General features: G+C 49.6%; 17 protein-coding genes. 11 read left to right on the plus strand and 6 right to left on the minus strand.

The features are described from left to right. The first annotated feature begins 236 nt into the window (after positions 1-236). The 5 genes from DET_RS03190 (at position 237) to rimI (ending at position 10,406) form a co-directional block, all read left to right on the plus strand. Positions 237-4,055, plus strand: coding sequence for a DNA-directed RNA polymerase subunit beta (locus DET_RS03190; protein WP_010936378.1), 3,819 nt, complete (start codon positions 237-239; stop codon positions 4,053-4,055). Next, positions 4,042-7,929 carry a DNA-directed RNA polymerase subunit beta' gene (rpoC, locus tag DET_RS03195; protein WP_010936379.1) on the plus strand — a complete coding sequence of 1,296 codons (3,888 nt, stop codon included), beginning with the start codon at positions 4,042-4,044 and terminating at the stop codon, positions 7,927-7,929. Before DET_RS03190 ends, rpoC begins: the two co-directional genes overlap by 14 nt. 173 nt (positions 7,930-8,102) lie before the next feature. After that, complete coding sequence (gene ruvB / locus DET_RS03200; protein ID WP_010936381.1) at positions 8,103-9,152, plus strand: Holliday junction branch migration DNA helicase RuvB; 1,050 nt, start codon at positions 8,103-8,105, stop codon at positions 9,150-9,152. Next, a complete protein-coding gene (locus DET_RS03205; protein WP_010936382.1) occupies positions 9,142-9,690 on the plus strand; it encodes an epoxyqueuosine reductase QueH in 549 nt (182 codons plus the stop codon). Before ruvB ends, DET_RS03205 begins: the two co-directional genes overlap by 11 nt. 74 nt (positions 9,691-9,764) lie before the next feature. After that, positions 9,765-10,406 (plus strand): ribosomal protein S18-alanine N-acetyltransferase, encoded by a 642-nt coding sequence (rimI, locus tag DET_RS03210; RefSeq protein WP_010936383.1) that lies wholly within the window; start codon positions 9,765-9,767, stop codon positions 10,404-10,406. Positions 10,407-10,423: 17 nt separating this feature from the next. Here rimI and DET_RS03215 read toward each other — a convergent pair whose 3' ends face one another. From DET_RS03215 to DET_RS03225, 3 genes are all read right to left on the minus strand, one after another. Then, entirely contained in the window at positions 10,424-10,651 is a 228-nt protein-coding gene (locus DET_RS03215) for a hypothetical protein (RefSeq protein WP_010936384.1), read from the minus strand. A gap of 64 nt (positions 10,652-10,715) precedes the next feature. Beyond that, positions 10,716-11,216, minus strand: a complete 501-nt coding sequence (locus DET_RS03220) for a permease (protein WP_234943839.1) — start codon at positions 11,214-11,216, stop codon at positions 10,716-10,718. A gap of 67 nt (positions 11,217-11,283) precedes the next feature. Next, on the minus strand, positions 11,284-11,958 hold the full coding sequence (locus DET_RS03225; protein WP_010936386.1) for a class I SAM-dependent methyltransferase: 675 nt from the start codon (positions 11,956-11,958) through the stop codon (positions 11,284-11,286). Between the two features lie 43 nt (positions 11,959-12,001). Here DET_RS03225 and DET_RS03230 point away from each other — a divergent pair, with 43 nt between their 5' ends. The 4 genes from DET_RS03230 (at position 12,002) to DET_RS03245 (ending at position 16,507) form a co-directional block, all read left to right on the plus strand. Beyond that, the gene (locus DET_RS03230) at positions 12,002-13,381 is read left to right on the plus strand and encodes an elongator complex protein 3 (protein ID WP_010936387.1); all 1,380 of its coding nucleotides are present in this window, start codon (positions 12,002-12,004) and stop codon (positions 13,379-13,381) included. 212 nt (positions 13,382-13,593) lie between these two features. Next, positions 13,594-14,532, plus strand: coding sequence for a methyl viologen-reducing hydrogenase (locus DET_RS03235; protein WP_010936389.1), 939 nt, complete (start codon positions 13,594-13,596; stop codon positions 14,530-14,532). 29 nt (positions 14,533-14,561) lie between these two features. Further along, positions 14,562-16,001: a Ni/Fe hydrogenase subunit alpha gene (locus tag DET_RS03240; protein ID WP_010936390.1), complete on the plus strand. Its 1,440-nt coding sequence runs from the start codon at positions 14,562-14,564 to the stop codon at positions 15,999-16,001. A gap of 2 nt (positions 16,002-16,003) precedes the next feature. After that, positions 16,004-16,507 (plus strand): hydrogenase maturation protease, encoded by a 504-nt coding sequence (locus DET_RS03245; protein ID WP_010936391.1) that lies wholly within the window; start codon positions 16,004-16,006, stop codon positions 16,505-16,507. Here DET_RS03245 and DET_RS03250 read toward each other — a convergent pair. Genes DET_RS03250 through DET_RS03260 form a run of 3 tightly spaced genes read right to left on the minus strand, consistent with a single transcriptional unit; the run spans position 16,504 to position 18,065 of the window. Next, positions 16,504-16,809 carry a hypothetical protein gene (locus tag DET_RS03250; RefSeq protein WP_010936392.1) on the minus strand — a complete coding sequence of 102 codons (306 nt, stop codon included), beginning with the start codon at positions 16,807-16,809 and terminating at the stop codon, positions 16,504-16,506. The two genes, DET_RS03245 and DET_RS03250, sit on opposite strands and share 4 nt — an antisense overlap. A gap of 16 nt (positions 16,810-16,825) precedes the next feature. Further along, a complete protein-coding gene (locus DET_RS03255; RefSeq protein WP_010936393.1) occupies positions 16,826-17,362 on the minus strand; it encodes a peroxiredoxin family protein in 537 nt (178 codons plus the stop codon). A gap of 1 nt (position 17,363) precedes the next feature. Further along, entirely contained in the window at positions 17,364-18,065 is a 702-nt protein-coding gene (locus DET_RS03260; protein WP_010936394.1) for a cytochrome c biogenesis CcdA family protein, read from the minus strand. Between the two features lie 83 nt (positions 18,066-18,148). Between DET_RS03260 and DET_RS03265 the strand changes: the two genes are divergently transcribed. After that, a complete protein-coding gene (locus tag DET_RS03265; protein ID WP_010936395.1) occupies positions 18,149-19,288 on the plus strand; it encodes a RecB family exonuclease in 1,140 nt (379 codons plus the stop codon). Positions 19,289-19,309: 21 nt separating this feature from the next. Further along, entirely contained in the window at positions 19,310-19,798 is a 489-nt protein-coding gene (locus DET_RS03280) for a small multi-drug export protein (RefSeq protein ID WP_010936396.1), read from the plus strand. Positions 19,799-19,940 lie beyond the last annotated feature (142 nt).

A 19,940-nucleotide genomic window follows, 5' to 3' on the forward strand; every position in this document is an offset into this window, starting at 1 on the left:
GATAAAATATTTTCGGGAAAGAGTACTTTTTCCTTTAAAACAGGCTATTTATATTACATAAAACCTGCTATAATACTTGACAAACTGTGTTTACAGGAGTACCATTATTATTTGCAAATTATGCCTCCAGAAAAAATGTCAAACCAAAAACAGCAACTTTTTCTTCTAGCCGCATTATTGTGCGCTTTTGTTTTTTAGCGCAACGACGTCCCTTGAGATTATAATAAGGAGCAGACATGGTATCTATGTTACCTAAGGCCGACGCCGCCACCGGTATAACCCGCAAATCTTATGCCCAACTACCCGAGGTTGTCAATGTACCTAACCTGATAGAGATGCAGCTGCAGTCTTTTGTCTGGTTTCAGGAGGAGGGTCTCCGTGAACTGATTGAGGAGATTTCCCCTATCAAAGACTTCGTGGGCAACAGACTGGAACTGGAATTCATTGGCTACGAATTCCGCGAACCCCGTTTGTCTGAGTACGAATGCACTCAGCGTGACCAGACCTATTCTGTACCTTTGTATGTTAAAGCCCGGTTAATAGTTAAGACTACCGGTGAAATCAAAGAGCCCTTTGATTTGTTCTTCGGTGACATCCCCCTGATGACCGCTTTGGGCACATTTATTACCAGCGGTACGGAGCGGGTGGTTGTCAGCCAGCTGCTGCGTTCACCCGGCGTTTACTTCACTATTTCAGATGACCCGGCCACCGGCCGCCCTCTCTGCCATACTAACCTTATTCCCAGCAGAGGTGCCTGGCTGGAGTTTGAAACCTCCAACCGGGATGTTATTTCAGTCAAGATTGACGGCCGCCGCAAGATTCCCGTCAGCACCCTTCTGCGGGCCATAGGTTATTCTGATGACCTGGATATTTTAAATCTGTTTGAGGTTATTGATAATGACCCCGAACGCCATTATATCCAGTCCAGTATTGACCGCGACCCCCTTATAAAAGACGAAATCAGTGCTCTTATTGATATTTACAGCCGCTTGCGCCCCGGTGACCCGCCCAATGCGGACAACGCCCGCAAGCTTATTAACGAAATGTTTTTTGACCCCCAGCACTATGACCTGGGCAAGGTAGGCCGTTACAAGGTTAACCGCCGTCTGGAGCTGCCTGACCGCGAGGTTGGTGACAACCGTGCCCTTACCCGCGAAGACATAGTGGCTATAATCAAGCGGATTATCATGGTCAACAATGGCCAGGATACCCCTGATGACATTGACCACCTGGGTAACCGCAGAATCCGGACGGTGGGTGAACTGGTTCAAAACCAGTTCCGCATAGGTCTGGTACGTCTGGAAAGGGTTGCCCGTGAGAGAATGAGCATTGTAAATCTGGAAGTAGTTACTCCCAGCGCTCTGGTTAATATCCGCCCGGTGGTTTCGGCAGTTAAAGAGTTCTTCGGTGGTTCACAGCTTTCCCAGTTTATGGACCAGACTAACCCTCTGGCTGAAATTACCAATAAACGCCGTCTGTCCGCCATGGGCCCCGGCGGTCTTTCCCGCGAAAGAGCCGGCTTTGACGTTCGTGACGTTCATTATTCCCATTACGGGCGTATCTGCCCTATTGAGACACCTGAAGGCCCGAACATTGGTCTTATCGGTTCTCTGGCTACCTATAGCCGGATTAACCGCTACGGTTTTGTGGAAACCCCTTACCGCAAGGTTTATTCCAAACTGAAAAATAATGATAAAAAACTGGTAGGCCTTAAGCTTGCAGCCGCAGTCAGTGACAAAGACAAAGTGCTGGCATCAGCCGGAAGCGTAGTCAGCGAAGAAAATTTCAAGCTTATTTCAAAGCTGCCGGAGTGTGATATTCAGGTTATGCCTTTTGTATCTGCCGAGGTCAAATATATGCCGGCAGACGAAGAAGACCGCTATATTATCGCTCAGGCCAATACCCGTCTGGACGAGAACGGTTATTTCCTGGATGAAAGGATTGAAGCCCGTCTGGCTGAACGCTATGTAATAGAACCCCCCGAAAAGATTGATTACATGGATGTTTCACCCAAACAGATTTTCAGCGTGGCGGCTTCGCTCATACCCTTCCTTGAGCATGATGATGCCAACCGTGCCCTTATGGGTGCCAACATGCAACGCCAGGCTGTGCCTTTGCTTCGGGCAGAAGCTCCCATGGTGGCAACCGGTATGGAACGCGAAGCAGCCAGATACTCCGGTCAGGTTATTTTTGCCAAGCGCGCCGGTGTAGCTGCTTCGGTGACCAGCGAAAAGATAATAATCCGCACCGCCGAAGGTCAGGATGACGAATATCTGCTGAAGAAATTTGTCCGCACTAACCAGGGTACTTGTATAAACCAGCATGCCGTTATAAATAAAGGACAGAAGATAGAAGCCGGGCAGGTACTGGCTGACAGCTCTGCTACCGAAAATGGCGAACTGGCTCTGGGTCAGAACTGCGTAGTAGCCTTTATGAGCTGGCAGGGTTTCAACTATGAAGATGCCATTATCCTCAGCGAACGGCTGGTAAGGGAAGACGCCTTTACCTCTATCCATATTACCAAGCATGAACTTGAGGCCCATGATACCAAGCTGGGCGGTGAGGAAATAACCCGTGATATCCCCAACGTGGGTGAAGAAAGCCTGCGTGAGCTGGACGAAGACGGTATTATCCGCATCGGGGCTGAAGTAGGCCCGGATGATATTCTGGTGGGTAAAATCACCCCCAAGGGTGAAACCGAGCTTTCAGCTGAGGAAAAACTCCTCCGGGCTATCTTCGGTGAAAAAGCCCGCGAAGTTAAAGATACTTCACTCCGTATGCCTCACGGTGAATGGGGCAAGGTTATAAACGTAAGGGTCTTCTCCCGTGAAAACGGTGATGACCTGCCTGCCAGGGTTAACAAATGGGTGCAGGTCTGGGTTGCCCAGAAACGCAAGGTTTCAGTGGGTGACAAACTGGCCGGCCGCCATGGTAACAAGGGTGTTATCTCCATAATTGCCCCGGTAGAGGATATGCCTTACCTGCCTGACGGCACTCCGGTAGATGTGGTATTGAACCCCATCGGCGTACCTTCCCGCATGAACCTGGGGCAGATTCTGGAAACCCATCTGGGCTGGGCAGGACACCTGCTGGGCTTCAGGGTGGCCACCCCCGTATTTGACGGGGCAGATGATACCGCCATTGAAGACGCCTTGGCCCGTTCCTGGCTTTCCGCCAAGGCCGGTGCTACAGACATGAGCCCGGAAAACAAACGCCCCAGCACTGATACCGCCAAGGCTGTAGAGTGGATTAAACAACAGGGGTTTGACGGTAAGAAGGTCTTTGACGAAAGGCACCCCGGTCTGGCCAAGGAAGTCAGCCTGAAGCTTTGGCTGAAGGATATGGGGGTGGATGCTTCTTCTTTAAGCGGGGCTGAACTGGAAAAGAAAGCCTACGAAGTAAGCAGTCAAAGCCGTCTGCCTTCGCCTATTGTGGGTAAATCAGTTTTGCGGGACGGGCGCACCGGCGAAACCTTTGACCAGCCGGTAACCGTAGGCAATATGTATATTTTGAAACTTATCCATCTGGTGGAGGATAAAGTCCACGCCCGGGCCACCGGTCCTTATTCGCTCATCAGCCAGCAGCCTTTGGGCGGTAAAGCCCAGTTCGGCGGCCAGCGCTTCGGTGAGATGGAAGTTTGGGCTATGTACGCTTATGGTACAGCCCATAACCTGCAGGAAATGCTGACTATCAAGTCAGACGATATTGCCGGGCGCGCCAAGGCTTATGAATCCATTGTAAAGGGTGAGGATGTAATCCAGCCCGGTGTCCCTGAATCCTTTAAGGTACTGGTAAAAGAGCTTCAGAGCCTGGGTTTGGCTGTTGAAGTAATAAATGAAGAAGTCAAGATTGCCCCCTCCGAAAAGGTGGCCGCACTGACTGAGGCCAACCTGCCGGGCAGTGAAGATGTTTCTGCTGAAATACTGCCTGAGACCCTGTATGCAGGCGCCGAGGATATTGAAGACTCCATGATGTCGGTAATTGATACTGACGACCAGGATTTGGCAATGTCATCAAATGATGAAGAGGTATCCGAAAACGATGAACGAAGTTAATGATTTTGATGCAATACGGATTTCACTGGCTTCCCCTGACCAGATAAGAAGCTGGTCTTATGGTGAGGTTACCAAACCTGAAACCATAAACTATCGTACGTTAAAGCCGGAGCGGGACGGTCTGTTCTGTGAGCGTATCTTCGGCCCTATAAAGGACTTTGAGTGTGCCTGCGGCAAATACAAACGTATCCGCTACAAGGGCATTATATGTGACAAGTGCGGCGTGGAAATTGCTCGTGCCAAGGTACGGCGTGAACGGATGGGGCATATTGAACTGGCCTGTCCGGTAGGCCATATCTGGTTTACCCGCGGTATTCCCAGCCGGGTAGGCCTGCTGCTTAATTTGTCCACCCGCAGCCTTGAAAGGATAATTTATTATTCCCATTTCATTATAACCGGGGTAAATGACGAAGCCCGTGAAAAGGCCATTAAAGATTTGGAGGTTATTTCCTCCCAGCGGGTAGCTGATAAGGGCAGCGAGGTAGATACCAGGGTTGCCCAGATGGAAGCCGAAGATGCCACTGTTGAAGCCATAAATCAGGTTCGCCGTGATTTTTCAACTGAACGTGAGCAGATGGAAGAAGATATCCAGCTGCTTATAGACCAGCTGAAAGACCTCCAAATAGGCAATTTGCTGACCGAAAACCAGTATTACGAGCTGAAACAGCGTTTCAGCAATGTTTTTGAGGCCTCCATGGGTGCCGAAGCTCTGCTTAAGCTGCTTTCTTATATAGATATGGATAAGGAGCGGAGCAAACTTATTCAGGAAACCCGCTCCACTTCCGGCCAGCGCCGCAAAAAGGCTGGCAAACAGCTTCAGCTGGTAGAGGCTTTCCGCCGCTCCAGCAACAAGCCTGAGTGGATGATTATGACGGTTCTGCCGGTACTGCCGCCTGACCTGCGTCCTATGGTTCAGCTTGACGGCGGCCGTTTTGCCACCAGTGACTTAAATGACCTTTACCGCCGGGTTATCAACCGGAACAACCGTCTCCAGCACCTGATGGAAATCGGGGCGCCGGAGATTATTATCCGCAACGAAAAGCGTATGCTTCAGGAAGCGGTGGATTCACTTATTGATAACGGACGCCGCGGCAAGAGCGTGGCTGTAAATGGTGACCACAAAGCCAAGTCCCTTTCTGACCTGCTTCGCGGCAAACAGGGACGCTTCCGCCAGAACCTGCTGGGTAAACGGGTTGACTATTCAGGCCGTTCGGTTATTGTGGTAGGCCCTTCACTCAAACTTTCACAGTGCGGTCTGCCCCGCCGTATGGCACTTGAACTCTTTAAGCCCTTTGTCATGCACCGCTTGGTACGGGACGGCTTAGCCCCCAATATCAAGAGCGCCCGCCGTCTGGTAGAGCGCGCCCGCCCGGAGGTTTACGATATTCTGGAAGAGGTGGTCAAGGAGAGGCCGGTTATGCTTAACCGCGCTCCCACTCTGCACCGCCTTAGTATCCAGGCCTTTGAGCCGGTGCTTATTGACGGCAGTGCCCTCAGGCTTCACCCGCTGGTCTGTTCAGCCTTTAACGCTGACTTTGACGGTGACCAGATGGCTGTCCACGTGCCCCTTTCCAAAGCGGCCGTGAAGGAAGCCCGTGAAACCATGCTGTCCATTCATAATATGATGCTTCCCTCCAGCGGTGAGCCGGTGGTATCCCCCAGCCTTGATATGGTCTTCGGGTGTTATTACCTGACTACTACCCGGCCGGGTGCTAAGGGTGAAGGCAAGATATTCAGTGACTTTGAAGAAGCCAAGCACTATTACGAAATGGGTATTATTGACCTCAGGGCTATTATCAAAGTCCGTGACGGCAAGGGTAATATGCTGGAAACCACTACCGGGCGGATTATATTTAATGATGTCCTGCCCAAGGAAGTAGAGTTCCAGAATATGGATATACCCAAATCCGCCATCAAAAAGATAATCGGCCGCTGTTACAAGATTCTTTCCAGCCAGGATATGGCCGTCATGCTGGACAAGATAAAACAGCTTGGCTTCAAATACGCCACCAGCTCAGGCATTTCCATTGCCATGAGTGATATTTCGGTGCCGCGTGAAAAGGCCAAGCTGGTAGCTGCCGCTGATGAGCGGACTGCCATTTCCGAAGGTCAGTTTGCCCGCGGTCTTATCACCGAAGACGAACGCTACAACAGCATCATTGAAACCTGGATGGAAACTACTGACCGCATTACAGATGCTATTCAGGCCGGTTTTGACAAACAGGGTTCCGTGTACATGATGGCTAACTCCGGCGCTAAGGGTAATATTTCCCAGATACGCCAGATGGCCGGTTTACGCGGCCTTATGACTAACCCGTCCGGCCGTATTATTGACTTCCCCATCAAGTCTTCCCTGCGTGAAGGCCTGACTACTCTGGAATACTTTATATCTACTCACGGTGCCCGCAAGGGTCTGGCTGACACCGCTTTACGTACGTCCGGTTCAGGTTACCTGACCCGCCGCCTTATAGACGTAACCCAGGATGTTATTATCCTTCAGGAAGACTGCGGCACTTCAAACGGCACCTGGATAGTAGAACCCAAAGAAAAGGGTATGCTGCCCCCGCTGGTTGACCGTGTACTCGGCCGCTGGGCAGCTCACAATGTGGTTCACCCCCAGACCGGCGAAATTATCGTGGGTAACAATGAAGAGATTGACGAAGCTAAGGCTAAGGCTATCGGCGAAGCCGGTATCACCGAAGTCTTTGTCCGCTCTCCGCTTACCTGCGAAGCTACTCACGGCATGTGCCGCCGCTGTTACGGGCGTGACCTTGGCCGTGTCCGTCTGGTAGACATGAATACCGCCGTAGGTATCATTGCCGCCCAGAGTATCGGTGAGCCCGGTACCCAGCTGACACTCCGTACCTTCCATACCGGCGGTGTGGTAGGCGTAGATATTACGACCGGTCTTCCCAGAGTTGAAGAACTCTTTGAGGCCCGTCCGCCCAAGGTTCAGTCCATTATTTCTGAAATAGACGGTGAGGCCGAGGTTATTGAAAATGAAAACGGCCGCCATATCCGCATATTCTCTGATGAAGTATATCAGGACGAATATGAGCTGCCTTCCGGCTGGAAGACTCAGGTTCAAAGCGGACAGTGGGTGGATTCCGGCATGGTGCTGGCTTCGCCTGAAATGGAAGGCAAGTCCAAGGCGGTAGTTCAGAGTGACCAGAATGTGGTTGCCAGAGTGGCCGGTGAAGTTTCAGTGGATGGCAGCCTTATCACCATCAAATACAGCGAAAGCGAAGAACGTGAATACGCTATACCTGCCGCCATGCAGATAAAGGTTAAAACCGGGGATAGTGTCCGTGCCGGTCAGCAGCTGACTGACGGCTCTATAAACCCGCAGGATATTCTGTCCATTTTGGGCAGGGACGCTGTCCAGAAGTATCTGGTTGAAGAAGTCCAGAAGGTTTACTACTCTCAGGGCGTACATATCAACGATAAACACATAGAGGTTATTGCCCGCCAGATGCTTATCAAGGTACGCATTGACTCCTCAGGTGATACTGACCTGGTTCCGGGTGAACTGGTAGACAAGTTCCGCTACGAGGATATCAACGCTAAGGTTCTGGCCGAAGGCGGCGAACCGGCAACCGCCCATACCGTGCTTATGGGTATTACCCGTGCTTCACTCAGCACCGAAAGCTGGCTGGCGGCGGCCTCCTTCCAGGAGACCACCCGTGTCCTTACTGATGCCGCCATTTACGGCAAGGTGGATAAGCTGTCCGGCCTTAAGGAAAATGTTATCATAGGCAAGCTTATACCTGCCCAGTGCAAATCCTGCAAGGAAGCTACGGTTGAAAGAGCGGAACGGATAGCCGCTGCCGCTGCCGCACCTGCGGTCAGCACTCTGCCGGAAAATTGCCTTTAGGCTTAAATAAGCTTCGGTTGTTATAGTCTTGAAAAGAGGGGCGTAACGCCCCTCTTTTTATTATCCCGATATAGCCTGTTTTATCAGTCCGCAAGGCATATGACCCGTCAAACACCCCCTTTAAAGCCCGATTATTGAGGGCGTTTTGGAATATTTGTGCTATAATATTTCAAATGTCAGAGGAAAAAGAGCGTCTTATATCCGGGAAACTGGCCGCCGATGATGCCAAGCTGGATACCAGTCTCCGCCCCCGTTGCCTGTCTGATTTTATAGGTCAAAAACGCCTCAAGGATAATCTTGGGGTAGCCATACAGGCGGCCAAGCAAAGGGGAGAGGCGCTGGACCATGTTTTGCTTTACGGGCCGCCGGGGCTGGGTAAAACCACTCTGTCCCATATAATAGCTTTGGAGATGGGGGTGAATATCCGCATCACTTCCGGCCCGGCCATTGAAAGGCAGGGTGACCTGGCAGCTATTTTAACTAACCTTAAGCCTTTTGATATTTTGTTTATAGATGAAATTCACCGCCTCAGCCGGAATGTGGAGGAAGTCCTTTACCCGGCTATGGAAGATTATGCACTTGACATAATGGTAGGAAAAGGGCCGGGTGCCAGAAGCCTGAGGCTGAAACTGCCTCACTTTACCCTGATAGGGGCGACTACCCGCTATGCCATGCTTTCCGCACCTCTGCGTGACCGTTTCGGTTCTATATTCCGGTTGGATTTTTATGACGAAGATGCCATTCATGATATTGTCAGCCGTTCTGCCCATATACTGGGGGTGGAGGCGGAAGAAAACGGTATCCGCCAGATAGCCTGCCGTTCCCGCGGCACTCCCAGAGTAGCTAACCGTCTGCTTCGGCGGGTGAGGGATTATGCTCAGGTAAAAGGAAACGGGCTGATTACCGGGGATATGGCAGCAGAGTCTCTGGCCTGTCTGGAAGTAGACCGTTTGGGGCTTGATGAGATTGACCACAAGGTTTTAAAAACCATTATCCATAAATTCGGCGGTGGGCCGGTAGGGCTTGAAACCATTGCCGCCGCTATTTCCGAAGAGGCAGATACTATTATGGACGTTTACGAACCGTATCTGCTCCAACTGGGTTTTCTGGAAAGAACACCCAGAGGGCGTCAGGCGACCCGTCTGGCCTACCAGCACTTGAATATACCTTACCCGGCTGATAAAAATAACCAGCAGGGGCTTTGGGCGGAGAATGGCACCTAAACTTCTCCTTCATGGCTGTTGCGCCCACTGTACCGCTTACTCTTTTAAATACTGGCAGGAACAGGGTTTTGCGGTCAGTGTTTACTGGTATAACCCTAATATTCACCCATTTATGGAGCATCAAAGCAGGCTTGAGGCTATGCGGAAACTTTCAGCTGAAATGGGTTTTGAGCTTATAACAGAGCCTTCATATCACATGGCCGAATATTTTAAAAATGTATCCGCCAATGTGGACGGGCGCTGCCGAATCTGTTTTGATATGCGGCTGGGGCAGACTGCCGCTTATGCCGCAGGGCATGGGTATGAATATTTTTCTTCCAGCCTTTTTATCAGCCCCCACCAGAAACACCAGGATGCAGTCTGCTCGGCTGAAGCTTTGGCTAAGGAAACGGGGGTCAGGTTTGCCTATGCAGACCTTCGGAAACGTTATTCGGACAGCCGCCATATTACCAAGCCCTTAGACCTTTACCGCCAGCAATACTGCGGGTGTGTATATAGCGAATATGAAAGGTTCGGCAAGCCAAATTCACCCGCCTGATAGGCTATTTTGTACCCTTTTATTTGGGCATGTATGTTAAAATATCCGGGCAGTGTTTGCAAGAGGTTTATTAAATGACCTATTTAATCCGTCCTATAAAAGACCAGGACATACCGGAACTTAACCAGATAGATAAAGAAGCATTTCCCACCATGTGGCCGGCTACCAACTTTAAGCGTGAGATGGAAAACATCATGGCCCATTATATGGTGCTGGTTGATGAAGATATTTCCCGTGGTGCTTCGCCTAAAATCAGCCCGAATATCTGGAAACGGCTGTGGGATTGTATCCGCCGTGACAGCAACGCCGCTGGGACGCTTGCCGATAATCCAAAGGTTATCGGTTACAGTGCCATATGGGTTATGGCCGGCTCTGCCCACTTGGTAAGCGTGGCAGTCCGGGATGCCTTTCGCCGTAAAGGGTTTGGCGAATTGCTCCTGATAAGCTCCTTGAAAGAGGCTATAAAATACAAATGCTTTGAAATGACCCTTGAGGTTAGGGTTTCAAACATTGTGGCTCAAAACCTGTATCTGAAATATGGTTTTGCCATAAAAGGCATACGGAAAAAATATTATTTGGATAACCATGAAGATGCTCTTATTATGACGTTGGACAGCATTGATAGTCCTGATTTTCCGTCTAAACTGGATGAATATAAAAACAGCCACACCCGGAAATGGAAGACCACACCGGGCATGGCCGAACTGGCTTCATAAGTTTATTAAAGGGAAGGCTACTCTTCGTCCCCGCCCCGTGATTTGCGTTTTAAGTCACCCAGGGATTTCAGCCGTTCAAATTCTGCTTCGTCTATGGGCTCGCAAAGCTGTACAGAACCCCGCTCAATGCGTATTTTGAAAAGTTTGCGGCATTTCCAGCATTTATAAGGCCCTTCATATACCTCGTCAGCTAATGAAAAACTGCCAATTACTCCACAATCAGGGCAGGGGATTCTTACCATCATCTCTCAGGTACTTCCTTTCGCCAACTTACGTTTACAGCCTAATAGTTTATTCCTGTGGATAAAACTATTCAAGCAGGTTTACTTTTGAGAAAAGGGCATTGGCCAGCATACCTGCGGCAATAGGCATCAGGGCGGTTACTGCCAGCCGTATAAGGGCAAATTTCCAGCCCAGCATACCAATCTCAAGGGGGAGGCGGTTGACCGCCAGCAGAGACCAGCCGGTCATAAAAGCAACCATAGTGCCTGCTCCGGCGCCCCTGCCCAGCAGACCGGCGGCAATAGGCATACAGCTGTAAGGCCCGCCCGGCATCAGTCCGCCTAAAGCCGTGCCGATAAGTACGCCCTTGAAACCTGATTCCTGCCCCAGCCACTGGCTGATAGTTTCCTGGGGTATAATAACCCTGAGCATACCGGCAATAATAAAAGCCAGTACCATCATGGGTAATACCTGAATGAATATATCCCAAGCGGCTTTAAACCCTTCGGTGTGGGCGCCGTTTTTGTTATACGCAATAATGCTGACCACCACCGCTACAACCGCCAGAATTATGGTGGGGATTATCATAGAAGAACCGGAGCCTCTTTCGCAGCTGTTATTTGCCATCTCACTTATTACAATATAACCTAAAGTATTATTTTTTTAAAGTTTGCTTCTCAAGCACCAGGCATATATTCCGGGCAAAATATTTCGGCCCGCGGTGGTTTTTTTCACCAAAAGAGCTGACTACTCTGAATCCGGCTTTTTTTACCAGTGCCTCTATCTCCCAGCAGGTATACAGCCGGTAATAACGCATAAGTACCCGGTCTTGGCTTTTCCATGGCACCAGCGTTTCACGCCCCTTAAACCAGAAGCGGGGCTGCAGGCGGTTCCAGACGGTCAGGAATACCTGCCCGCCATCTTTCAGTACCCGCCCGAATTCCTTTAAGGCTTTCTCTTGGGCATCCTGCCCTTTCAGGTGATGGAAACTGGCCACCGCAATCAGCCAGTCAAATTCGGCATCTTTAAAAGGCAGGTTTTGCATATCTGCTACTGACAGATTGGGTTTGAAGCCGTGCTTACGGGCATATTTCCCGGCCTGTTCTATCATTTCGGCTGAAAAATCTATGCCGTATAGCTCAAAGCTGTCTTTAAAGGGTATAAAATCCGCCCCGCAGCCGCAGCCCGCGTTTAATAGTTTGCCTGTTTGCCACTTTGCCGCCAGTGCTGAAAGCTCATGGCTGAAGATGGAACGATGGCGAAAGCTGTACCAGCCGTCGGCTATTTGGTCAAATACCTGTTCCTGGGAAGTAAAATTTTGTTCGTTCATAGCTTTAGGTTATAATTAACTATCCTTATAAATAAGAGTATATATGAAGAAGCTTTCCCGAACAATATCAGGCGTTACTCCGGTGGCGGTTATGACCAAGCCTTTGCCCTGCCCCGGCAAATGCGTATACTGCCCCACCTTTGAGGCTACTCCCCAGAGCTATACGCCTGAATCTCCGGCTGTTTTGCGGGCCAAAAGCTGTGAATACCAGGCGTACCGGCAGGTTGCCCTTCGCCTGCGGATAATACAGGATATGGGTCACCCCACTGATAAGGTTGAGCTTATAATCATGGGGGGTACTTTTCTTGCGGCAGATACTGCCTACCAGTATGGTTTTATTAAAGACTGTTATGATGCTTTGAACGGGGTAGTGGCCTCCAGTTTAGAGGAAGCCAAGGCTATAAATGAAACCGCCCAGCACCGCTGCGTGGGTTTATGCATTGAAACCCGCCCGGATATCTGCGGTGAGGCCGAAATACAGCGGATGATAGATTTTGGTACTACCAGAGTGGAACTTGGCGTCCAGATGCTGGATGATGATATTTATAAACTGGTTGAACGGGGGCATACAGTGGCAGATGTGGCTGAGTCCACCCGCCTTTTGCGTGAATACGGCCTTAAGGTTCATTACCACTGGATGCCCGGACTTCCCGGCTCTTCTCCTGAAAAAGATTTAGCTCTTTCCCGTATGGTGTTTGAAGACCCGCGTTTCTGTCCTGACGGGCTTAAGCTTTATCCCACTATGGTAGTGGAGGGTACTATACTTGAAGAGTGGTGGAAAGAAGGCCGCTATACCCCGTACCCGAGTGATATTATGACCGGGCTAATTGCGGATATTAAAGCTCTGGTGCCGCCTTATGTGCGTATTTCGCGGGTGCTTCGGGATATACCGGCTGTATTTATCCGTGCCGGTCTCAAAGACTCACTGCGGGATGGAGTGCGGCAGATACTGGAAAGCCGTAACCAGAAGTGCAAGTGTATACGCTGCCGCGAGTATGGTCACCGCCAGCGCAAGGGTCAGACCAGCGGTGAGCCTGCCTTAAAACGTCTGGATTATCAGGCATCAGGCGGCAAGGAGATATTCCTTAGTTTTGAAGATGCCTCTGATACCCTTTACGGCCTGCTCAGGCTGCGCATACCGCAGGTTTCTCTGCCGGTACTTGATAAAAAATATGGCGGTAAAACAGGGCTGGTGCGTGAACTGCACGTATACGGCACAGAACTTTCACTGGGTGAACAGGGCGAACAGTCTGCCCAGCACCGGGGTCTTGGCAGAAAGCTGGTAGCAGAGGCAGAGCGTCTGGTGCGGGACGAATATGGCCTTAGCTCACTTGCCATTCTAAGCGGGGTGGGTGCCAGAGAGTATTACCGCTCACTTGGGTATGAGCTTGTGGCTGGTTATATGTGTAAGTATTTGGGCTGATATTTCTGCGCCTTTGGCAGATTTTGTTCTGTCTGGTTATAAATGCTAAACTACGGGTGTTAATTTTGGTGGTATATATAAAAATACCCCGTGTGAATGGTAAAAACGTTTTTTAGGTGCTAGAATATAAACAGTTGTTTTATATACTAACTTGTATGTATTACCGGATTATGCGGTGACGGCAAAGCAAAAGACATGGCTAGGAGGATAAAATGGTCCGTGTTGCTGAAGAATGGTTTGCGGTATGCGGAGGGTGTGAACTTTCTCTACTGGATATAGGTGAATCGCTGCTGGATATTTTACCCAACTTGGAAATAGTACATATGCCGGTGCTTATGGACCACAAACTTTTCGGGCAGAAGGGTGACGGCACTAAACCGGAAATCCCGGAAGCTGACCTTGGCCTGATTACCGGCGGTATCCGGAATGAGGAAAACAAGGAACTTGCTCTGGAAATGCGCAAGAAATGCAAGATAATAGTTGCCCTTGGCACCTGCGCCTGTTTTGGCGGCATTCCGGCTCTGGCAAACCTTTCCACTACCGAAGCAATGCTGGACCAGATTTTTAATAAAGAAAAGGGTACTGACCCTTCTTCTCCTCCCAGTGACAAATCCCTCCCCAAGTTGCTTGACCGTGTTTATGCCGTAGATGAAGTAATAAAAGTAGATATCCATCTGCCCGGTTGTCCTCCCACACCTGCCCATATAGTTGAACTTTTAAATGCAGTACTTGCAGGCAAGACATTTGCACTTCCTGAAAGAAGTGTGTGTGATACCTGCCCCACCATACGTGAAAAACAATCTACCGGCGGGTCTATCAAACGCCCTCTGCAAAATGCCCAGTTTACCCCCGGCCGCTATGATAATATGCGCTGCCTGAATGAACAGGGTTTGTTCTGTCTGGGGCCGGTTACCAAAGCCGGGTGTAACCGCATCTTAGGAGCTGACCCCTCAGAAGAAATTCCCCGCTGCATCAAAGCCTATATGCCTTGCCGCGGCTGTTTCGGGCCGGTACGCCAGAGTTCCAACCCCACTGCTGATATAATGGGCTCTTTAAGCTATATCGGGCGTGACCCGAAGGAGATTGTTGACCGGGTGGCCACCATAAACCGCTTTATCGGTTCGGGTAGACTCCGCCCGCAGGATAAGTAGTAACCACCTTTAGTTTATTCGGAGGATATATGAAACAGATTACAATACAGCCGGTTACCAGAATTGAAGGTGCTGCCAAGGTTGTGATAAACCTTGATGATAATGGTAACGTATCTGATGCCCGCATGCATATTATAGAATTACGCGGTTTTGAAAAGTTCTGTATCGGGCGTCCGGTAGAGGAAATGCCCCGTATTACCCCGCGTATCTGCGGTGTCTGCCCGCTTTCCCACCATTTGTGTTCGGCCAAAGCCTGTGATAATGTTTTCGGGGTTACCCCGCCTTCTGCCGGCCGCAAACTGCGTGAGCTGGCTAATGCTGCTGCTTATATGGAAGAGCATATCCTCCACTTCTTCTTCTTAGCCGGAGCAGACCTGGTAATGGGTCCGGGTGAAAACTACTCCATGCGCAATGTTTTCGGTATAGCCCAGAAGATGCCTGAACTGGGACAGAAGGTTATACGCTCACGTCATCTGGCATCAAAACTGCTGGATTACCTGCTGGGAAAAGATATTCACCCGGTAGCGGCTGTAGCCGGCGGTTTTTCCAAGCCGCTTACTGAAACCGAACGTGAAAAGATGATGGAAATGGCTAAAGAGCTGTTGGAGTTCGCCAAGTTCTCCATCGCCTATGCCAAAGAAAATCTTTTCGGAAAATATGAAGACCTTATTAAAGAAATTGGCGTTATCAAGACCGGTTTCTTGGGTACGGTAGATAAAAACGGGGCTTTAAACCAATATGACGGCCATCTTCGCCTGATGCACCCTGACGGTAAGTTTACCGAGTTTGACCCCAAAGATTATCTTGACCATATTACCGAACGGGTAGAAGACTGGAGTTATGCCAAATTCCCGTATGCTAAGGAACTGGGTGAATTCAATATGGATTTGGACAATCCCTCCGGCATTTTGCGGGTAAATACGCTGGCCCGTATAAATGTTTGTGAGCGCATTGCTACACCTTTAGCCCAGAAAGAACTGGAAGAGTTCCGCTCCAAGTTCGGACGCCCCGCCCAGCAGTCACTCCTTTTTAACTGGGCGCGCCTGATAGAGCTTTTGTATAATGCCGAAAGAGCGGTTGAACTTTTGTCTGACCCCGAAATCACCAGCACCAATACCCGTGTGCCGGTAACACCTAAAGCCGGCCGGGGAGTAGGGTGCATAGAAGCCCCCCGCGGCACGCTTATCCATGACTATACCACAGATGAAAATGGTCTGGTTACTGATGCCAATCTGCTGGTTGCCACGGTTATGAACAATGCGGCTATAAATATGTCGGTAAAACAGGCTGCCCAGACCCTGATTAAGGGCGGCAAATATGACGAAACCATTTTAGATGAAATAGAAATGGTGATACGGGCTTATGACCCCTGTTTGTCCTGCTCTACCCATGAGCTGAACGGCAAATTAGCGGTCAATCTGGATATAGTTGACGCCAAAGGTCAGCTGGTCCAGACTTACTCCAACTAAATATGGAATGTTTACCGGAGTATTGCTTCCGTAAGGTAGTTGTGTTTGGCTGCGGGAATATACTCTACGGGGATGACGGTTTTGGCCCGGCGGTGGCAGATTACTTAAATGCCCACTGCCGGGTTCCTGATTTTGCCTGTGTTATGGACGTTGGCACTGCTATCCGCGAGCTGTTATTTAACATAATAATCAGCGAGGTTAAACCCAAAGTTATCGTGCTGGTAGATGCTATGGAAACCGGCCTGGGGGTGGGGGAACTGGGGCATCTGAGGGTTGAGCAGGTCTCACCGGAAAAGATAAATGATTTTTCTCTTCACCTTATGCCCACCCTGAATATGCTTGAAGAACTCCATGCGGACGGCGGGGTGAAAATAGACGTGCTGGCGGTTAAACCCGAATGCATTCCCACCGAAATGGCACAGGGTCTGACCGAAAAAGTGGAAAAAGCGGTAGCTGAAACAGCCGGATATATAGCGGATACCTATTTCAGCCAGCCCCCGCTTTAGGTGATTTCCTGACTCCAGTTCTGCATTATTTCCTTTATCTTTTGGGCCAGTTTAGGGTTATTGCGCAGGCGGTCAATAAAAATAGGGCAGGCTTCCAGCATAGAGTTCTGGGCAGCCGAAGCCATAGATAACATTTGCTGCATGGCTGCCTCGTCCTGGGGTGCGTTCATGCCCGGGCTTCCGCTTTGTACCTGCCGGCGGATATCTTCAGAAGTGTAACGCATAGGGGTTGTGCATGCCCTGTACCAGGGGCATTCCTTGCATTGGGCTATGTTTGAAGCTTCATTTAATATATCTGTCATATTTACTCCTTGATATTCAGGTTATTTTTTTAAGCTGATTGTCAAAATCTGCCTGGCTGGAAACCCCCCCGAATTTTATGGCTTTTATTATACCCTCGGCATTTATGAAATAAGTAATGGGGATATAGTTTGCATTATAAAGCTGGCCTATATCACCGGTAGTATCCAGCAGTACCGGAAAGGTGAAACCTGTGTTTGCCATAAACCGCTCTATCAGGGACTGGCTTTCCCGGATGTTTACCATAAAAACCTTGATACCGCTGGGGAGTGACTTGTTTTCATTATAGGCAGCTTCAAAGAAAGGCATCTCGTCTTGGCAGTAACCGCAGCTTATCATCCAGAAGTTCAGAACTACCCCAGAGCCCTTCAGTCCGCTTAAACTTATATCCTGCCCGGTCAGGTCTTTAAGGGAAAAATCAGGTGCCAGGTTGTTTATTCTTATGCCTGTTAGCGCTTCCCCGTCATCCGGCGGTAGGGGGGCAGCTTGATTGCAGGCGGACAGGCAAAGGCTGCCTATGAGCAGGAAACTGAGAGTTATCAATTTTCTTTTCATTTTAAATTTGCAGAGTACTAAAAAACCCTATTTGATTGCTCAGTATAAGTATACCAATAACTATCAGTATCCCGCCACTTATCCCGTATACAGCTCCTGAGTAGCGGCTGTGTTTGCGGATAAGAGGCAGGGTTTTTTGAAGCAGCAAACCTAATACAAGAAAGGGTATACCCATGCCCAGTGAAAAAACAGCCAGCAGAGCCGAACCGTAAAGCGGGCTTTCCCCTCCGAAGGTAAGGCTAAGTATGCTTCCCAGTATAGGGCTTATGCAGGGCGTCCAGGCAAGGGTAAAAATAGCCCCGCTTAAAAAAGAGCGGACATAACTGCCACCACGCAGGCTTTGCTGGCCGAACAGGTGTTTTTCAAAACTGAGGGATGGGAAACGGAGGCTAAGCAGCATATATCCGCCGAAGATGACAAGTATTCCCCCGGAAAGTATTCTTATCCAGAGTTCGCTTGGGTTTATAATGACGCCTCCCAGTCCGGCTAATGCTCCCAGGCTGGTAAAAACAAGGCTGAAACCGGCTACAAAGGCGGCTGAATGCGGCAGAGTTTTAAAAGAAACGGCAAAGTCCGGTCGGGTATCCAGTATCTCTCTGCCGGTCAGACTGGCCAGATATACAGGCATCATAGGCAGCACACAGGGAGAGAAAAAGGCGGCCAGACCGCCCCCCAGGGCTAAAAGGTAAGAGATATCTTCCAAGCCTGTTTTACACCTTCCCATAGCCCTGAAAACAAGGCTATAATGTACGTTAATATTATATCAGTTTTGCAGGCGGAGTATTTATGCGCCCTCTTTCCTACAGCCAGATAGACCAGTATCAAAGCTGCCCTCTGAAATATCGTTTTTTATATATTGACGGCTTAAAACCGCCGGCAAAGGGGTATTTCAGTTTCGGCACAACTTTGCATGATTGTGCGGAGTACTTTTTCCGGGTAAAAGTACCCCCGCCGCCCAGTCTGGAAAACCTGATGGAGTATTACTGTTTGCACTGGCGGTCTGAAGGGTATGAGTCTGCTGAGGCAGAAGAAAATTACCGTCAGTTAGGCGGGAAAATACTGGCAGACTTCCACCGGATACATAGCGCAGATTTTCATATGCCGCTGGCGGTGGAGCACCAGTACACTGTAAATCTGGACGGGGTCAAGCTAACCGGCAAGATTGACCGGGTGGATAAACTCCCTTCCGGCGAACTGTGTATTATAGATTATAAAAGCAATAAAGATTTATTTTCAGCCGAATATGTTCAAAACAATTTGCAGTTAAGCCTTTATCAGCTGGCAGTGGAACAGATTTGGTTTTTGCCGGTAGGTGAGCTTTGTTTGTATCACCTGCGCTCCAATACTGCCATGCGTTGTCCTGCCCGCAGTAAAGAGGTTATTGCCGATGCCCGGAATCTGGTGCTGGAAGTAGCTGAAAAAATAGAAAAAGCTATTTTCCCTGCCTGTGAAAACAGCTTTTGCCCGTGTGATTTTGCCCATCTCTGCCCGCTGTACCGCCACAAATACGCCCCTCCGCCCCAGTTGCCCCAAGCACCGCCCGTAGATATATCCCACGCGGTTGAGGAATATGTGGAACTCCAGTCCCGCAAGGGCGAAATTGAGGCCAGAATAGACACCCTGAAAGAGGCTATTATTGAGTATTGCCGGGCTAATTCACTGGGGAGGGTCTTCGGCAGTGAGCACGCGCTTAGCTACAAGGAAGTTTTGCGGACTGCTTACAACAATAAAGCTGTACGTGATTTGCTGGAGCCGCTGGGATTGTGGAATCAGGTGTCCAGTTTGGATAAAACCCTGCTTGAGGAATATCTGGAAACAGATGCCTGCGGTCAGGAACTGAAAAAACGGATACTGGCTTTAAAAGAGGTTATTTCCTCCTCTCCGCGGCTGTATGTAAAACAGATTTCAAAAGACCAGGACAACTGAAAGCGCAGGTTGGGGGAGTAGATGTTCTTTCAAGTAATAGGGGTATTTTTACTGGCGCTGCTGGAAATCTGGCTGGCAATACCGGCTGGTTTGATTTGGGGTTTGAACCCCGCTCTGGTTATCCTGCTGGTATGCGGCGGTACTCTAAGCGGCGTTGGTGTGATTCTGCTTCTTTCAGAGAAGATACGGGCAGGCTCAAACCGCTGGCTGGATAAAAACCGTACCGGTGATGCATCTTTAAGCCTGTCAGCCCTGTTTGCCCAAATCATTATATCCCTGCAGGAGAGGCTTCGTTCGGGCCGCCTGTACAAGGTATGGCTGAAATACGGAATTATCGGGTTGGGGCTTTTATCCCCGGTGCTGACCAGCGCTCCCATAGCGGCTTTTCTGGGAGTAATGCTGAATGCAGGCAGGTTAAAATTGTTTGTCTGGATAGCAATCGGGGTGGCGGTGTGGACTACCGGGCTCACTCTGGCTATGCATTTCGGGCTGATACTGCTGGGAATCTAAAAAAGTATCCGAAATGCTTAGTGAAAAAATAAAAAAACCTGATGCCAAAAGCCAAAACATGTGGTACAATAAATTCTAGCAAACCAAGAGCCAGAGTGCTAAAGACGATTATTGTTTGGGTATTTTAACAATGTTATACTTA

Origin of the sequence: Dehalococcoides mccartyi 195, from assembly GCF_000011905.1 — a bacterium.
Classification (GTDB): domain Bacteria; phylum Chloroflexota; class Dehalococcoidia; order Dehalococcoidales; family Dehalococcoidaceae; genus Dehalococcoides; species Dehalococcoides mccartyi.

Bases quoted from the DNA above. Each gene is read 5' to 3' on its own strand.
- DET_RS03240 (WP_010936390.1), top strand. From the start codon at position 14,562: ATGAAACAGATTACAATACAGCCGGTTACCAGAATTGAAGGTGCTGCC.
- DET_RS03250 (WP_010936392.1), bottom strand. From the start codon at position 16,809: ATGACAGATATATTAAATGAAGCTTCAAACATAGCCCAATGCAAGGAA.
- DET_RS03280 (WP_010936396.1), top strand. From the start codon at position 19,310: ATGTTCTTTCAAGTAATAGGGGTATTTTTACTGGCGCTGCTGGAAATC.
- DET_RS03245 (WP_010936391.1), top strand. From the start codon at position 16,004: ATGGAATGTTTACCGGAGTATTGCTTCCGTAAGGTAGTTGTGTTTGGC.
- ruvB (WP_010936381.1), top strand. From the start codon at position 8,103: ATGTCAGAGGAAAAAGAGCGTCTTATATCCGGGAAACTGGCCGCCGAT.
- DET_RS03230 (WP_010936387.1), top strand. From the start codon at position 12,002: ATGAAGAAGCTTTCCCGAACAATATCAGGCGTTACTCCGGTGGCGGTT.
- DET_RS03225 (WP_010936386.1), bottom strand. From the start codon at position 11,958: ATGAACGAACAAAATTTTACTTCCCAGGAACAGGTATTTGACCAAATA.
- DET_RS03255 (WP_010936393.1), bottom strand. From the start codon at position 17,362: ATGAAAAGAAAATTGATAACTCTCAGTTTCCTGCTCATAGGCAGCCTT.
- DET_RS03220 (WP_234943839.1), bottom strand. From the start codon at position 11,216: ATGATAATCCCCACCATAATTCTGGCGGTTGTAGCGGTGGTGGTCAGC.
- rimI (WP_010936383.1), top strand. From the start codon at position 9,765: ATGACCTATTTAATCCGTCCTATAAAAGACCAGGACATACCGGAACTT.
- DET_RS03235 (WP_010936389.1), top strand. From the start codon at position 13,594: ATGGTCCGTGTTGCTGAAGAATGGTTTGCGGTATGCGGAGGGTGTGAA.
- DET_RS03265 (WP_010936395.1), top strand. From the start codon at position 18,149: ATGCGCCCTCTTTCCTACAGCCAGATAGACCAGTATCAAAGCTGCCCT.
- DET_RS03205 (WP_010936382.1), top strand. From the start codon at position 9,142: ATGGCACCTAAACTTCTCCTTCATGGCTGTTGCGCCCACTGTACCGCT.
- DET_RS03215 (WP_010936384.1), bottom strand. From the start codon at position 10,651: ATGATGGTAAGAATCCCCTGCCCTGATTGTGGAGTAATTGGCAGTTTT.
- rpoC (WP_010936379.1), top strand. From the start codon at position 4,042: ATGAACGAAGTTAATGATTTTGATGCAATACGGATTTCACTGGCTTCC.
- DET_RS03190 (WP_010936378.1), top strand. From the start codon at position 237: ATGGTATCTATGTTACCTAAGGCCGACGCCGCCACCGGTATAACCCGC.